Origin of the sequence: Prevotella multiformis DSM 16608 (assembly GCF_000191065.1) — a bacterium.
Taxonomy (GTDB): Bacteria; Bacteroidota; Bacteroidia; order Bacteroidales; family Bacteroidaceae; genus Prevotella; species Prevotella multiformis.
The window spans coordinates 150,410-165,714 of the sequence record NZ_GL872282.1; the positions used below are offsets into that span (position 1 = coordinate 150,410).

The window sequence follows — 15,305 nt, forward strand, 5'->3', positions numbered from 1 at the left end:
ACTCCCGAGTACCCGGAAAATCCGTTGCAGACATTGGAACCGACGATTCCGAGTATCGGAGGCCTTACATACAGAACACTTGGCAACCTATTGTAAATAAACGGGTCAGTAAAGTACAGCTAAATAAAAGAAACAAGTTGATGATGTCAGTTTTCCATCGTCTCTGACGGAAGTCTAAGTTTTAAAATATGATTACATTCCTTGAATACGTAGCACAAGACCTGCTTGACAAGTACGGAACGGACATGTCGGGCATAGCAGTCGTCTTTCCGAACAAACGGGCATCCCTCTTCCTGAACCAGGCATTGGCACGGATGGCCGGACGGCCGCTCTGGAGTCCAGCCTATATTACGATTTCTGATTTCTTCCGCCAGCACTCCGAACTGACCGTGGCCGATCCCATCAAAAGTATATGCGACCTCTACAAAACATATGGCGAGGTGACCGGCAATGTGGGAGAGACACTTGACCAGTTTTACGGATGGGGACAGCTGCTGTTGGCCGACTTCGATGACATCGACAAGAATATGGCAGATGCACACAGGGTATTCTCCAATATCCGTGACCTCAGGGAATTGGACGACATCAGCTATCTCAACGAGGAGCAAAAGGCTGAACTGCACCGTTTCTTCGCCAATTTCGACGACAACCCTGAGGGGCTCAAGGAGAGATTCATCATGCTGTGGGGACGATTAAATGATATATACAACCAATTCAAGAAGAAACTTCATTCACAAGGACTTGCCTATGAAGGGATGCTTTATAGAGAAGTCGTTGAAGAGGACGATATCCAAACGCAATACAAACATTATGTATTTGTCGGTTTCAACGTCCTTCAGAAAGTTGAACAGCGACTCTTCAAACGCTTCAAAGATGAAGAAAAGGCGAGCTTCTATTGGGATTATGACCGCTATTATATGAGGCGGACGAACGAGGCCGGCAACTATATCAGGCGGTGGCTCGACCGGTTTCCCAATGCTCTTCCGAACGACTGCGATGACCTGTACGACAATCTCGACAAGGAGAAAGAAATCAGCTTCATCTCTGCACCGACAGAGAATCTACAGGCACGGTTCATTACCGAGTGGCTGCGTGACGGAGACAGATACAAAGACGGAAAACGCACAGCCATCGTACTTTGCGATGAACATCTGCTGCAGACCGTCATCCACTGTATTCCAAACGAAGTGGAGTCGCTCAATGTGACCACCGGATATCCTCTACAGCAGACTCCGATAGCCTCCATGGTGACGCAATTGCTGACACTCCAGACAGAAGGGTTCTCCGTACAAGAGCAAGGTTACAGACTACATTACGTAAACAGGGTGCTGCGACATCCCTACGGCAAGTATCTTGTTCCGGATGTGGCCGAGGTCATCGAGAGGCTGAACAAGGAAAGGCAGTTTTACATCACCCCGCAGGCCGGCTCTCTCTTTGAATACCATCCGGGCGACAGACGGCATCTGCCGGCCTTGGTCGATTGGCTTGCTGAAACCATCCGTACCATTGGAGTGAATGGAGCCACAGACAAAGACCCGCTCTTTGAAGAGTCAATATTCCGTATGTTCACTCTACTCACAAGGCTAAGTGACCTGATGGCAAGCGGCGATCTCGAAGCAGACAAGATCATTTTCCGACGCCTGCTGACACAACTCATCGCAGCCACAAGCATCCCCTTCCATGGCGAACCGGCACGAGGCGTACAGGTGATGGGCGTACTGGAAACGCGTAACCTTGATTTCGACCATGTGCTCGTGCTTTCCTGCAATGAAGGCAATATGCCCAAAGGAGTTGACGACTCGTCGTTTATCCCCCATCTCATCCGCAAAGCATACGACCTGACCACTATTGAAAATAAGGTTTCCATCTACAGTTACTATTTTCACAGTCTGATCCAACGGGCGAAAGACATAACTTTCCTCTACAACAATTCCACAAAAGGAAGCAGGACAGGGGAAATGAGCCGTTTCATGTTACAGCTGATGGTGGAATGGAACCATCCCATTCACCGGCAGACTCTGCAAGCAGGGCAGGAACCCATGCACAGTGAAGCTCAAGCAGTGAAGAAAGATGAAGCCGTACGCAGGAAGCTCGATGAAATCAGTTATTTTTCACCGACTGCCATCAATACATATATCAGCTGCCCATTAAAGTATTTCTTTAAATACATTGCCGGAATCAAAGAAAACGATGAGACGGATGTTGATGATGTCGACAACAGGATGTTCGGCAATATCTTCCATGCCGCTGCCCAGCTCATGTACGAGAAACTGCTTCCGAAGGAGGTCATCACGGCCAAGGACATTGATTACCTGCTAAAGACCGGGAAGAGCACCCGCCCGACCTCAGCCGGACACATTCCCGCTACGCTGGACGATGTCGTAGACGAGGCGTTCGCAACGGAGCTATTCCACCAGCAGGCAGGCAGCAGGAAACATCCGAAACTCAACGGTCTTCAGCTGATCAACCGCGAGGTCATCATCAAGTACCTTCATCAACTACTGCGGATAGACAGGCGGATGACCCCATTGCGTGTAATCGGTCATGAATTCGATGTGAGACAGACATTGACCGTCAAGGTCAACGGAACCGAAAAGCAGATAGAAACCGGCGGGCGAATCGACCGTCTCGATGAAATATGTCTCAATACAGACTGCTCTCGCCTACGTGTCGTCGACTATAAAACAGGAGGAAAGGCTGCTGAACCGTTGAAGAACGTCGATGAAGTCTTTGACCCGAAGAACATCGGGAAGAAAAGCGACTACACAATGCAGGCCATGCTTTACAGTCTCATCGAGGCCCGACATGATCCTGAGCACAATCCTGACCATCGTCCCGTAAGTCCCGCACTGCTTTTCATCCAGCATGCAGGGGGCAAAGACTACAGCCCGGTGCTGTCCATGGACGGTGAAGAAATTACGGATGCCACCATATACGAGAAGGACTTCTTCAGGAACCTCACGGAGAAACTGGAGGAAATCAACAATCCGGACATAGCTTTCGTCCCGACAGACGACTGGGACCGGTGCAAGTATTGCCCTTACAAACAGATGTGTGGACGATAGACAAGAGTATAGCTGCGACGGACGATACGATGCAAGCCCTCAGTGTGTCTGGTGTTTGCGTGCGGTACGATGCGTGTTGAGCATCAACACATCGGCTGGAAACGGCAAGACGAGGGGATTCCTGCCGTTATGACGGAAAGTGAATGGCTGACTGATTCAGGGAAGGTTTGCCGGACGGCAATCGCATTGGATATGTGTACTCTAAATCGAAGAGCTGACAATCAGAAAACACCTGTATCTCCGGCAAGGGGGGATAACACGGGGTGTACACCACCCACATTGATACAGTCTTTGCTCAATGCGGATGAGACAGAAGCCGTGGAGGGTCCGGAATCTCATCATGGAAACGCCAATACGGCTTGAAGCATGAAGAAATTGAGCGTGATAAATGGAAAAGAAAAAAGGTTCTTCCGTTAAATGCGTGGATGTTTTTCATATAGCTTCAACGGAAGAACCGAAGTTAATCACTGAACAAAACACAGCAAGACCGTCTTGGCTGGCTATTCTATCATCATCATCCGATACAAAGACCTTTTCAATTTAATCTGTTGAAATCAGATAAGATCTTGAAAAACCATTACATAATTTCAAATGGATCAGCTGCAAATATAAAACAAACGTTCAAAAAGCAGGTTTGCAACCGGCAGTCAATCAATTGGTTGTGAAGCCGTTCAAAAAGGTGCTTGATTGGACTTCAAAAGGGCGTTGGTAACACGCTAAAAAAGCACCTGTTGCAAGTCAATCAGGCATCTCTTAGAAGCCAGAAGGGCATGTGTTGCTTTGCGTTGCATGAAAACAGTTTACAAACACCGATGATATGGGAATAATTGTCCGTAGAAGACGGAAAGACATGCTGATGTACAGGCATCGTATCAATTTGCCTTTTCTGCATTTTACCTTGTAGTTTACACTCCTTTGCAAGGCCATCTGATTTCGGACAGTCATACCCAGCAAGTGTATAAGCCTTTATTCTTCTAATCTATGCATTTAACGGAAGAACCGAAAAAGACATCCGTCTCGGCTTATTCCCTCTTCTTCCCTCTTTTTCCTTACCGATTTTTATGTGCAATGTACCATTTATGGACAAAGACCACATAGAGGATCAAGGTTGCTGCAAGAATCCCGAGGCACGTCCACAGTACAGGAGCGGGAGAACAGTTGAACAGGCCGAAGGAAGCCATCAGCCCCCCTCCAATCCCGGTCTCCCAGGCAAGCAGATAGGTGCTCTGACTTGTTCCGCGCTGGCAATGGTCGGACAGCTTGATAAAGAACAGCAGGAACCTGCTTCCTGTCACGCCAATTCCGAAACCCATGAGGAGAGGAGCGATATAGCCGACACTCTCCCGACTGTGCGTTATCAGGAGCAAGACCGCAATCCCCATCGCCGTCATCCCGGTAGTCGCCTCACTACGGAGGTCGGCATCAGCAAAAGCATACCGCTCGGCAAGAAGCGCCATGAAAAAACCCAGCATGACAAATTCATAAAAGCGCAGGCTGTGTGCAAGGGTCAGTACAAGGGCTGCTGCTGCGGTAACCAGCATGACGTTTAGGAACAGCCAGTGACTGTCTTTCAAAAGGAAACGGTCGAAAGAAAAGCGGTGGAGATCCTCGTTCGGCATACGGAAGGGAAAACGAACCAGACCGACGAATATGAAGGAGAGAAACTGACAGGCGCAGGAAAGGAGAAGCACCGATCCGAATTGACCATGCCGGTAGACCAGAAGCCCCGCCAAAGGGCCGAGGGCAAGGGCGAACCGGCCAAACCATGTTGCTGCATGATTAGCTTCCGTGCGGTGTACAGCCTCCACGGTGTCGATGATCAAAGTACCGAGAAGTACGAGCTGAGACAGACCATAGAATGCTCCTTGCAGCAGCCGGAGCAGCAGAAGCAGTGCATAATCGACAGAATCATCCGGACGTGTATTCAGATAGTAGAAAACCCCCGTGACAGCACACAATGCCAAAGTCGACACACTGAACACGTTCTTACGGCGATAGCGTTGCACGAGATAACCCGACATACATCCGAACAGATAGAGCCCTGCAAAGAAGATTCCCAGCACCCATGCTATCTGAAGATGCGTATATCCCCATGCCTCCATTCGCAGTGGAATTACGGGAAGAAGCATATAAGAAGACATCGCCAGCAGGAGGTTTGCCATCGCCAGCATCCAGAAACGCTTGTTCCAGAGTCTGACGTGAACAGGTATGTTTTGAGTGTCCATAACCTTTATTTTGTGGTAGAATCAAAGTTCTATAATCATTTGACAGACAGGAGTAAGGATCCCCGTCTGCCTATATGCTTATCCTTTATCGGTCGACGCAGGCAACCCATCTTGCCACGTTTTCATCCTTATTGTCCGGCTCCGTAACCGGAATCATGCCCTGTCTGACGGTGTAAAGACACAAGCCGGTCTGCGGGTTGTTGCATCTCAATAGGACTCCGCATCCGATGGGAAAGTACTTTCTTTCACACATCTGATATACGCCTGTACCCCATCTGTCATACATTGATGGACATTGGCGAAATGGCGTAGGAACTTAGGTTTGAACCCCTGGGTCATGCCGAGTGCATCCGCATAGACAAGCACCTGACCGTCTGTCCCGTTCCCTGCACCGATACCGATGGTCGCAGCTTTAACCAGCGTTGTCACCTTGGCGGCGAGAGCGGCGGGCACCTTCTCGAGCGTGATGGCGCTCACGCCGGCAGCATCAAGGGCAAGCGCATCATCCATGAGCTTCTGTGCTTCGGCCTCCTCTTTTGCACGGAGACCGTAGCCGCCGAGCCTGTGTATGCTCTGTGGAGTAAGGCCGAGGTGTCCGACAACAGGAATCCCCGCTGCTATGATCCCTCTTACGGTATCGACGATTTCCGTGCCGCCTTCCATCTTGACTGCTCCTGCACCTGTCTCCTTGATGATGCGGATGGCATTGCGTATTCCATCTTCCCGACTTACCTGATAAGATCCGAAAGGCATATCACAGACGACCAGACATCGCCGGCAGGCACGTACGACAGCACGTGCATGATAAATCATCTCGTCTACAGTGATCGGGGTTGTATCCTGATTGCCGGCCATCACATTGGATGCTGAATCGCCGACGAGAATGCTGTCTATGCCAGCTGCATCGATGATTCCCGCCGTAGTGTAGTCATAGGCCGTCATCTGGGTAATCTTCTCCCCTGCCGCTTTCATCTCCAGCAGCGTCCTGGCCGTTACCTTTTTCTTGTCTGTTGTCAAATATCCCATATACCTGTTCTTGTCTCCGGATTCACAATCAACAATTCCGGTTCATATTTACCTTCTGTGATCCAGAACATACATTCCTGCTCCTCCTGTCATAGAATCACGGACTGCAAGCCCTGCGTTCAGGCTGCAAAGTTACCTCTTTTTAATCATCCGACAAAGTGAATCCCTCATAATTACGGATGACCTCATGGGTATAGCGCCTGATGTCAGCTGCCGGATTGGTGGTTGCAAGTCCTATGACCCGTGCACCGGAAGAGATGCCGGAACATAAGCCGTTGATACTGTCTTCAAAGACCACACATGCCTCGACGGGGACATTGAACCGGGCTGCAGCCCTGAGATAACAGTCTGGCGACGGTTTGCTTTCAGCGAAGTCTTCCGACGTGAGGATGGCATCAAAATAATCCTTGAACTCCGGATGAGATCTGTAGACATTCCGCATCTTGTCAAGGTTGGAACTCGTCACGACCGCCGTCCTTATTCCTTTACTTCTGAGGTCTTTTACAAATGATTCAAAACCAGAAACATAATGATATGGCATATTCTGCTCATATACATCCAGACGATGCGTAATCTGCCGTTGCACTTCTTCTTCCCCGGCAAAATACCGGTCGAAGATCTGTACCAGTGTCTGTCCCTTTATGGCATACTCGAAACCTTCGATGTCAGGACAATACCTGCGCCCCATTTCATGCCAGAACAAGGTGTATAAAGGTTCTGTGTCGAACACGACACCATCCAAATCAAACAAACAAGCTTTTATCATTCTTTCCCTTTTATTATAAGATGTATAATGCAAAGTTACAAAAACTTTTTGTAACTTTGCCGTCTGTAATATGACAAAGGAGTTATTTTCAATCATTGCATTCTCCGCTGTCTTCCTGCTGACAGCAGGAAGCTGCGGACATCGGCAGGGGCCTCCCAAGAAGCTGGAGGTTTCTACGATCGTCGTGTCCGCAGACACGCTGGCTCGTCTTTCTGATGCGATACAGTGTCATGTTCATGTCGACTTCACCTGTCTGAAGGAACGGAAGTATGCTGCTGTCAATGACTCCTTGCTGCGAATGGGACTTCTGCAGCCTGATTATCTTTCTATCAGTTACGGTCCGCTCTCACCAAAGACGGTCATTCCCTCCTTCGTGCGCCAATATATAAGAGACTATATGGAAATGGCACGCCTCATACGTCAGAAGGAGAAAGGAAGAAGTCAACTGCTTGGGGAACTGTCCATCAAGACAGAACTGAGGGCTGCGGCAGATCACTACGTCACAGCTGTCTCACATATCGCCATCAACAATGGAAACGGGAGGCTGACAAAGTACACGATAGCACGCAACTTCGATTTGAAGGACGGACACCGTGTCACCCTGTCGGAACATTTCGGAAAGGATGCCGGGGAAAAACTGACAGAGAAAATCATCGAAAGGCTGTCAAAACGTGAAGACATAGAGGACAACGATATTGAAAGACTGCAATCGAAAGGATATTTCGTGGGCATTACTCCCTATCCATCCGACAATTTCATCCTTACGGATGATTCCACCGTGTTCATTTATACGCCCGGGGAAATCAGCCGGAAAGAAGTAAGCGTGGCGGTGGAAAATTGAGCTTGCTCGTCCGGTGGCACCTTGCAGCCCCATCCGCCTCCTGTCAGATTCTCTCCGCCTGTTCCTCCGCTCCCTCGCACATTCACCTTGACATCCCCCGACATTCAACAAGACAATGACAGAAATAATAAGAAAATACTTCCCTCATCTCACTCCTCGACAGGAAGAACAGATTGCCGCACTCGACACACTGTATCATGACTGGAATGCCAAGATCAATGTCATATCCCGCAAAGACATTGACAACCTTTATGAACATCATATCCTACATTCCCTGGCAATCGCCAAACGGATTCGCTTCCGGGAAGGAACAAATGTCCTCGACTTCGGCACGGGGGGCGGATTTCCCGGCATCCCGCTTGCCATTCTTTTTCCCGAGTCAAATTTCAAACTCATAGACGGGACAGGAAAGAAAATCAAGGTTGCCCGGGAAATTGCCGATTCCATCGGCCTCGAGAATGTTCTCCCCATGCACCAACGGGGCGAAGAGGAAAAGGGAAAGTTCGATTTCATCGTTTCGCGGGCTGTGATGCCTCTGCCTGAATTGATGAAAGTAGTCAAGAAAAATATTGCCTGCGACCAGCACAACGTACTTCCCAATGGCGTACTTGTCCTCAAAGGAGGCTGTCTTGACGAAGAATTGAGACCGTTCCGAAAGATTGCCGAAAAGACAGAATTGTCGCAATGGTTTGACGAAGCATGGTTTAAAGAGAAGTATCTCATCTATGTACCGGGATAATCCCCTGACGGAAAGACCTTCTCCCCCATGGCTCTCTTCCTCGTCCCATCATCCGCGCTTCCTTACTATTCTACATAAACGCTTATGCTTAAAATCCAGACATTTGAAGTAAATCCTCTTCAGGAAAACTGTTACGTCGTCAGCGACGATACTAAAGAATGCGTCATCATCGATTGTGGTGCCTTCACGGAGAGTGAACAGAACACGGTCATCGACTACATAAAGGATAACGGACTGACACCCATCCACAATCTTGGCACACATGGACATCTTGACCATCACCTCGGTGATGCTGCGATTCTCAAAGCTTTCAAGCTGCTGCCGGAAGTGGATGAATGTGATGGCGTGTTCATGGAGAATCCGGAACAGGCTGCCAGCCAGATGCTGGGAATCACACTAAACGACCGACTCCCCGCCGGCAAGCTTAATCTCACTGAAAACAAGGAAATATCCTTCGGAGCACATACTTTCAGGATTATCCGTACGCCCGGACATTCGGGCGGTTCGGTTTCCTTCTATTGTGCGGAAGAGAATGTTCTCTTCACAGGCGATACCCTCTTTAAGGGAAGCATCGGGAGAACCGATTTCCCGGGTGGCAGCATGTTCCAGATCATCGGCAGCCTGAGAGAACTTGCACAGCTTCCAGACTCCACCGTCGTCTACCCGGGACATGGACCTAAGACGACCATTGGATTTGAACTTGCCCACAATCCCTACATGGACCGTTGAAAAGCTTTGCATCAAAGTCATTCAGAATGCAGACAAGAAGTTCACAGACTGAAAAAATACTGCTGGGTATCGACCCGGGAACCAATGTCATGGGGTATGGCGTGCTGCGTGTCAGCGGCAACAAGGCGGAACTGGTCGTCATGGGAGTGATCGATATGCGCAAAGAGAGAGATGTGTACTTACGGCTGGGCAAGATCTTCGACCGTGTCACCGGCATCATCGATGAATTCCTGCCTGACGAACTTGCCATCGAAGCACCCTTCTTCGGAAAGAACGTGCAGTCGATGCTGAAACTCGGACGTGCGCAAGGCGTGGCCATAGCAGCAGCCATTCATCATGACGTCCCGATCAGTGAGTATGCCCCGTTAAAGATCAAACTGGCCATCACCGGGAACGGGTCGGCCTCTAAAGAACAGGTGGCGGGTATGTTACAGAAGCTGCTCCACCTGCGTGACGACCAGATGCCACACTTCATGGATGCTACAGATGCTGTCGCTGCTGCTTATTGCCATTTCCTGCAGATGAACCGTCCGACGACTGATGCCCGGCATTATGGTTCCTGGAAAGACTTTGCAAAGTCACATGCTGACCGGATAAGATGACCTTGTACGGCAGCCTGCATCTTCAAGGGAAACAGTGCCGGAGGCAGATGGTTAGGGCGGGGTTAGCTGTCCAACTTGTGCGGATTAGACCGGCATGGTAATCACATCGGGGAAAAAATATAGTAACAATATTAAAACTATCAAAGCGTATGAAAACTAAATTAATGGTGCTGACATTCCTGTTCGCTTCACTGCTGACTGTAAATGCGCAACAGGAACGTGTCTCAAAACAGATTTATACCAGTGCTTACAAAGTAGCGACTGATTCCAAAGAGGATGTAGATGTACGTAAGGCGGCCTCATTCAAGGTCGACGCCATCACCTATCTGAATACCCGTACATTATCGGCTATCGTTGATACGACCCGACAGCTGTCCAAAAAGGAAATCGCCCATCTCAATGCCCAGCTCGACTCCATGTCTTATTGCATGCACGAGTATGTCAACTTCTTTACACGCCAATACGCCCATGCGACAAAGCAACGGGACAGGGATCGCATTCTCAAGCTGTTCAAGGAGACGAGCATCAATCATCCGTTGTATAATGATCCCGACCAAGACCTTGTGCTGGCTTATTTCAACCGTGAAGATTACCTTACGCAGTTCTCGCTCGATACAGACTGGATTGCAGCACTCGCGGAAGTAAAAAAGAAACTTGCAGAATAATCTTACAGAGAGGCGGGTGCGTCAAGACACAGAATCCGTGGAGAGTCTCCTTTCATAATGACAGCTTCTATCCTTCAGAAACATTAAAACAACCGCTACCATCGAGTTATCAGCTCTCTGGCAGCGGTTTTTCTTTATACATGACAGCTGTCTTTGGCTGAAATCGCATCCCGGCACACCCCCGAATGTATCAATTGGAAGATGCACCGTAGGGATAACGCTCCCGTCCGTCTTGAAGGAGAAATCTGTCTTATAGGCAGATGAGGCAAGGCTCCCCTTCTGTTTAATTCCTCGGCATGCACCCGGCCTACAACTTTATTTTCTGACCATCAAACCGATACTACGCCATTGGCAATGCGAGGATGCAGGCCCTGTGTTGCTGTCCGGTAGTATTTTCCCTATAGGACAGCCCTCTTTTCGCCTGCCGATCATGGCAGGAACTTCCTTTTTTCTGCCGATATACTGATGTCCGCCACACATCGTGTTGATGCCCGACACGTATTGTGCCGGCAGCGGACACGGGACGTGTCGAGGGCATACGGTCTTGCCCTCTGTTGCCGGAACGGGAGCGGCATGCAGTAAAAGCCAAAGGCTAACGTCATCAATTGAATAAAGGGGGACTTGCTTCCCTACGGCCAAGATGCATTACTGATTTATAAGGAAATTCAGCACAGAAATCGATGACATTTACGTTTCAACGGACAGCAACTCAAAAGTTACAGACCGTCCTGTCCCGAAGACCACGGTTTTGAAAAACCATTACATAATTTTAGATAAATCATCTGCAGATATAGGAAACACGTGCCAAAAGCAAGTTTGCAACCAGCAGTAAATCAATTGGTTGTCTATCCGTTTTGAAAAGGTGCTTGATTGGACTCCAAAAGGGCGTTGGTAACACGCTGAAAGAGCACCTGTTGCAGGTCAATCAGGCATCTTTTAGAAGCTGAAAGAGCATGTGTTGCTTTGCGTTGCATGAAAACAGTTTACAAACACTGATGATATAGGAATAAGTTGTTTGTAGAAGGCAGAAAGACCTGCTGATAAATGGACATCGTTTCAATTTGCCTTTTCTGCATTTCATCTTGTAGTTTATCCTCCTTTGCAAGACTATCTGATTTTGGACAACCGTACCATAGAAGCGCATAATCCTTTATTCTTTTTCCAATCTATGTATTTAACGGAAGAACCGAAGAAACGGCAGATCATACGAATGCCGGGCGGAATCATAACGGGTTAACCGGAGAGAGACACCGTATAAGAAAGCTAAAGCAGTTCGATATGCAGGATGGAGGTTGTGTGTGACGTGATTTTGAAACAATCACTGATACGCAGCCCGAGAACCCAGAGAATCGTACCCGTGGCATCTGCCAGGATCAGTTGTCCTCGCTTCTCAAAACGGTTACGCTTGAGATTGGTGAGAAAATCGCTTACAAGCTGAGCACCGTCCATTCCGAGCGGGACAAAGCGGTCGCCTTCGGCTGCACGGCGGAGGGTCAAAGGAAAGCGGATGGAAGAGGCATCAAGGTCGATAATGGTCTGACTGCGGGAGAAAGAAGGACTTTGGGAAGGAAGCAGACGCTTTCGTGTCAATCGTACGGAAAGGCCGTCATCATAGACATAGCGTCCTGGTTCAGGCATGACAAGCGTATGTTTCCTTTCTTTCTCCACCGGCATGACGAAAAACACGTCACGGTCATGTGTGAGCTCGTGTGTGGAAGACGTCCAGACCTGTCCTGTCTGTCCTTCAAGATGCCCGGCCGTCTCTTCAATCTGAGAGGGGGTAAAACCGAGAGGTCTCAATACATGAAAAAGGAGATGAGAGGGAGCGGGAAATTGGCGAATGACCTTCAGATTAAGTTTAAAGGCATGATCCGTTGAGGGAATATCCTCTTCTCCAATAGTTGAATCGACAGGGATAATCGCCTCTCTCAAAGTATTTTGAAGCACATTCTGTACTATTCTGTCTACATTAGAAAGGTGTTCTGCCGTATGGAGGATGGCCTCATTGACAGATGGGTTTATCTCAGCCAGCCTCGGGAGAATGGTCAGTCGTATCTTGTTACGTACCACATCGGCAACAAGATTCGTACTGTCCGTTACGAATGGTTCATTCCGTGCATGGAGATATGCCTCGATTTCATGGCGTGACACGCAGAGCAGCGGACGGACAATACCATCTTTCTTCGGCCGAATCCCCATCAGCCCCTTGAGCCCCGTTCCACGGACAAGATTCATGAGGATCGTCTCTACAGAATCTTCTTCGTGGTGTCCCACACAGACGGCATCCGCTCCCAACGTCTCTTTCAACTGAAAGAAATAATGATAACGCAGGTCGCGTGCCGCCATCTCAATGCTCACCTTATGCAAAGTGGCATAGGACCGTGTGTCAAAATGAACCTTGTGAAGCGGAATGTTCTCCCGCCGGCAAAGTTCCTGACAGAACCGTTCATCATGCAGACTTTCCTCCCCACGCAGTTGGAAGTTGCAATGTACAGCTTCAACACGATAGCCTAACTCCTTCAGGGTCAACAGCAGGGCGACACTGTCTGCACCGCCGGACAGGGCGACTAAGTATAGAGCCTCCGCATGCAGTAGATGTTCGTTAGCTATGAAACGTCTGACTTTATTCAACATAGAGAACCAGTCCCTTCAAATATTCACCTTCAGGGTGATAGATGTTGATGGGGTGATCGGCAGGCTGATGGAGCTGATGCAGGATGCGCACCTTACGCCCGGCCTGTGCAGCTGCCGTGAATACCGCTTGACGGAAGTTGTCCTTTGTAACGACCTGAGAGCAGCTGAAAGTAAAGAGAATCCCCCCCGGTTTGATCTTCTCAAATCCCTTGACATTTAACCGGGTGTACCCGCGCAGACCGTTCTTCAGAGCTTTCCGATGTTTTGCAAAAGCCGGAGGATCAAGGACGATCAGGTCGTACTTCCCTTCATGTTCGTCAAGATACTTGAAGGCATCTTCACAGTAGGCTTCATGACGCAGATCGCCCGGAAAATTCAAGTCTACATTCTTTGTGGTCAGTTCTATCGCCTTGGCCGAACTGTCCACGGAGTGTACGAGTTCCGCACCGCCCCGCATGGCGTAAACAGAAAAGCCACCTGTATAACAGAACATATTGAGCACACTGCGCCCCTTGGCATAGCGTTCCAGCAGCGAACGGTTCTCGCGCTGATCGATGAAGAAGCCGGTCTTCTGTCCTTTCAACCAGTCGATATGGAACTTCAATCCGTTCTCAACCGCAATATCATGATCCGTCTCACCGTAGATAAAACCATTCTCCTGTCCGAGATCGGCTTTGAAAGGCAGGGTTGTTTCACTCTTGTAAAAAATGCTGTCCAGCCTGTTTCCCATCACGTCCACAAGGGCCTTTGCTATCACAGACCGGCATACATGTATGCCGACAGAATGTGCCTGCATGACCGCTGTTCTGCCATAAATGTCGATGATCAGGCCTGGCAGATTGTCACCTTCCCCATGAACAAGCCGGTAGGTCGTGTTGACAAACGAGGAGTCGGCATCCCCTTCTTCGCAGACGACACCGATGGCTTCCCGCATACGCAAGGCCGCTTCCAGACGGCTCTCCCAGAAGGTATTGTCAATCTCTACGTCACGGAAAGAAAGGACACGGACGGCGATGGAACCGATTTGGAAGTGTCCGACGGCAATGAATCTTCCGTCATGTGTCAGCACCCGGACAGTATCACCTTCTTCAAGTCCTTCATCGATTCCATCGACAGCACCTGAGAATATCCAGGGGTGGAAACGGAGCAGGCTGTCCTCCTTGCCTTTTTTCAGATATATTTGCTTATACATAAAGTTTCAATTTCACTATTATTCCCGTTTCATCGGTCTGTCAGTCCTTGGACCATACCGGATCCAAGTGATTTCCCTGCTACACGTCACGGGAAATCAATCGCCGTGGGACAGCCCGGTTCTGAAATGTCAGATTGCAGCACTCTCCACGTTTTCCTTGTGCCCGGCAGGAACCGGTTGTCCTTTCGGAGGCACTACAATCAGTTCGTAATCACCAGTATGTTTCAATTCATGCAGCCGTTCATAGAGATTGATGCACGTCCACGCATCCGTTGAGGCATAGAGTTTCTGCTTGTCACTGAGGATCTGATTCTCCCAGTTCGACAGTTGCTCACGTTTCGTAATGCGCTCATGGAAAACGTTGGCATAGAGCTTTTGCAAACTCATGTCCTCGATGCCCAGCGACTTCACGTAGTCCTGCAGATCGATGAAATAGCCCGGTTTGAAAGCTGAACGCTGGTGCAGCATCAGCATGTCATCGCCCAAGGAAAGCCCTACTTTCGGTACGGTCGTATCTTCAAGAAAACGTTTAATGCAGTCGGGCATACCCAACAGGTTCAGTCGGAACAGGAAACACACCTCCTTGTCGCAGGCCTGCAGGAGCGCGACTTTGTGGTGCTGCCCTTTTCTGAAGGTGGGACGTGTTTCGGTATCAATGCCGATGATGTCACGTGAAAGCAGATAATTGACGGCCTTCTCCGCCTCTGCCTCATTCAGGACAACGACGATTCTCCCCGGAAAAGTAACTCTCGGCAGCTGCGAGATTCTGCTTTTGTCGAATTTGTTATATAATACCCTATTCATTTCAGAATGTATACTGA

General features: G+C 49.2%; 12 protein-coding genes. 6 read left to right on the forward strand and 6 right to left on the reverse strand.

Annotated elements, in window-relative coordinates; translation table 11 throughout:
• The first annotated feature begins 188 nt into the window (after window positions 1-188).
• Complete coding sequence (locus HMPREF9141_RS00640) at window positions 189-3,065, forward strand: PD-(D/E)XK nuclease family protein (RefSeq protein WP_007366439.1); 2,877 nt, start codon at window positions 189-191, stop codon at window positions 3,063-3,065.
• A 1,049-nt stretch (window positions 3,066-4,114) separates the two neighbouring features.
• Here HMPREF9141_RS00640 and HMPREF9141_RS00645 read toward each other — a convergent pair.
• From HMPREF9141_RS00645 to HMPREF9141_RS00655, 3 genes are all read right to left on the reverse strand, one after another.
• Entirely contained in the window at window positions 4,115-5,290 is a 1,176-nt protein-coding gene (locus HMPREF9141_RS00645) for an MFS transporter (protein WP_007366441.1), read from the reverse strand.
• A 207-nt stretch (window positions 5,291-5,497) separates the two neighbouring features.
• A complete protein-coding gene (panB, locus tag HMPREF9141_RS00650) occupies window positions 5,498-6,316 on the reverse strand; it encodes a 3-methyl-2-oxobutanoate hydroxymethyltransferase (protein ID WP_007366443.1) in 819 nt (272 codons plus the stop codon).
• A gap of 142 nt (window positions 6,317-6,458) precedes the next feature.
• Window positions 6,459-7,082 (reverse strand): HAD family hydrolase, encoded by a 624-nt coding sequence (locus HMPREF9141_RS00655; protein ID WP_007366444.1) that lies wholly within the window; start codon window positions 7,080-7,082, stop codon window positions 6,459-6,461.
• A gap of 70 nt (window positions 7,083-7,152) precedes the next feature.
• On the opposite strand from HMPREF9141_RS00655, the gene HMPREF9141_RS00660 reads away from it, so the two are divergent.
• From HMPREF9141_RS00660 to HMPREF9141_RS00680, 5 genes are all read left to right on the forward strand, one after another.
• Window positions 7,153-7,923, forward strand: coding sequence for an RsiV family protein (locus HMPREF9141_RS00660; RefSeq protein ID WP_007366445.1), 771 nt, complete (start codon window positions 7,153-7,155; stop codon window positions 7,921-7,923).
• Window positions 7,924-8,038: 115 nt separating this feature from the next.
• The gene (gene rsmG / locus HMPREF9141_RS00665) at window positions 8,039-8,662 is read left to right on the forward strand and encodes a 16S rRNA (guanine(527)-N(7))-methyltransferase RsmG (protein ID WP_007366446.1); all 624 of its coding nucleotides are present in this window, start codon (window positions 8,039-8,041) and stop codon (window positions 8,660-8,662) included.
• Window positions 8,663-8,746: 84 nt separating this feature from the next.
• A complete protein-coding gene (locus HMPREF9141_RS00670; RefSeq protein WP_007366447.1) occupies window positions 8,747-9,391 on the forward strand; it encodes an MBL fold metallo-hydrolase in 645 nt (214 codons plus the stop codon).
• Between the two features lie 26 nt (window positions 9,392-9,417).
• Window positions 9,418-9,993: a crossover junction endodeoxyribonuclease RuvC gene (gene ruvC, locus HMPREF9141_RS00675; protein WP_007366448.1), complete on the forward strand. Its 576-nt coding sequence runs from the start codon at window positions 9,418-9,420 to the stop codon at window positions 9,991-9,993.
• 149 nt (window positions 9,994-10,142) lie between these two features.
• Window positions 10,143-10,658, forward strand: coding sequence for a hypothetical protein (locus HMPREF9141_RS00680; RefSeq protein ID WP_007366449.1), 516 nt, complete (start codon window positions 10,143-10,145; stop codon window positions 10,656-10,658).
• A 1,263-nt stretch (window positions 10,659-11,921) separates the two neighbouring features.
• Here the strand turns inward: HMPREF9141_RS00680 and tilS are convergent.
• From tilS to HMPREF9141_RS00695, 3 genes are all read right to left on the reverse strand, one after another.
• Window positions 11,922-13,292: a tRNA lysidine(34) synthetase TilS gene (gene tilS / locus HMPREF9141_RS00685; protein WP_007366452.1), complete on the reverse strand. Its 1,371-nt coding sequence runs from the start codon at window positions 13,290-13,292 to the stop codon at window positions 11,922-11,924.
• Window positions 13,282-14,484 carry a class I SAM-dependent rRNA methyltransferase gene (locus HMPREF9141_RS00690; RefSeq protein WP_007366453.1) on the reverse strand — a complete coding sequence of 401 codons (1,203 nt, stop codon included), beginning with the start codon at window positions 14,482-14,484 and terminating at the stop codon, window positions 13,282-13,284. The genes tilS and HMPREF9141_RS00690 overlap by 11 nt, the downstream gene beginning before the upstream one ends.
• A 129-nt stretch (window positions 14,485-14,613) precedes the next feature.
• Entirely contained in the window at window positions 14,614-15,288 is a 675-nt protein-coding gene (locus HMPREF9141_RS00695) for a 3'-5' exonuclease (protein ID WP_007366454.1), read from the reverse strand.
• Window positions 15,289-15,305: the final 17 nt, after the last annotated feature.

Coding starts and splice junctions, on each gene's coding strand:
- HMPREF9141_RS00640 (WP_007366439.1), top strand. CDS start 189: ATGATTACATTCCTTGAATACGTAGCACAAGACCTGCTTGACAAGTAC.
- HMPREF9141_RS00645 (WP_007366441.1), bottom strand. CDS start 5,290: ATGGACACTCAAAACATACCTGTTCACGTCAGACTCTGGAACAAGCGT.
- panB (WP_007366443.1), bottom strand. CDS start 6,316: ATGGGATATTTGACAACAGACAAGAAAAAGGTAACGGCCAGGACGCTG.
- HMPREF9141_RS00655 (WP_007366444.1), bottom strand. CDS start 7,082: ATGATAAAAGCTTGTTTGTTTGATTTGGATGGTGTCGTGTTCGACACA.
- HMPREF9141_RS00660 (WP_007366445.1), top strand. CDS start 7,153: ATGACAAAGGAGTTATTTTCAATCATTGCATTCTCCGCTGTCTTCCTG.
- rsmG (WP_007366446.1), top strand. CDS start 8,039: ATGACAGAAATAATAAGAAAATACTTCCCTCATCTCACTCCTCGACAG.
- HMPREF9141_RS00670 (WP_007366447.1), top strand. CDS start 8,747: ATGCTTAAAATCCAGACATTTGAAGTAAATCCTCTTCAGGAAAACTGT.
- ruvC (WP_007366448.1), top strand. CDS start 9,418: ATGCAGACAAGAAGTTCACAGACTGAAAAAATACTGCTGGGTATCGAC.
- HMPREF9141_RS00680 (WP_007366449.1), top strand. CDS start 10,143: ATGAAAACTAAATTAATGGTGCTGACATTCCTGTTCGCTTCACTGCTG.
- tilS (WP_007366452.1), bottom strand. CDS start 13,292: ATGTTGAATAAAGTCAGACGTTTCATAGCTAACGAACATCTACTGCAT.
- HMPREF9141_RS00690 (WP_007366453.1), bottom strand. CDS start 14,484: ATGTATAAGCAAATATATCTGAAAAAAGGCAAGGAGGACAGCCTGCTC.
- HMPREF9141_RS00695 (WP_007366454.1), bottom strand. CDS start 15,288: ATGAATAGGGTATTATATAACAAATTCGACAAAAGCAGAATCTCGCAG.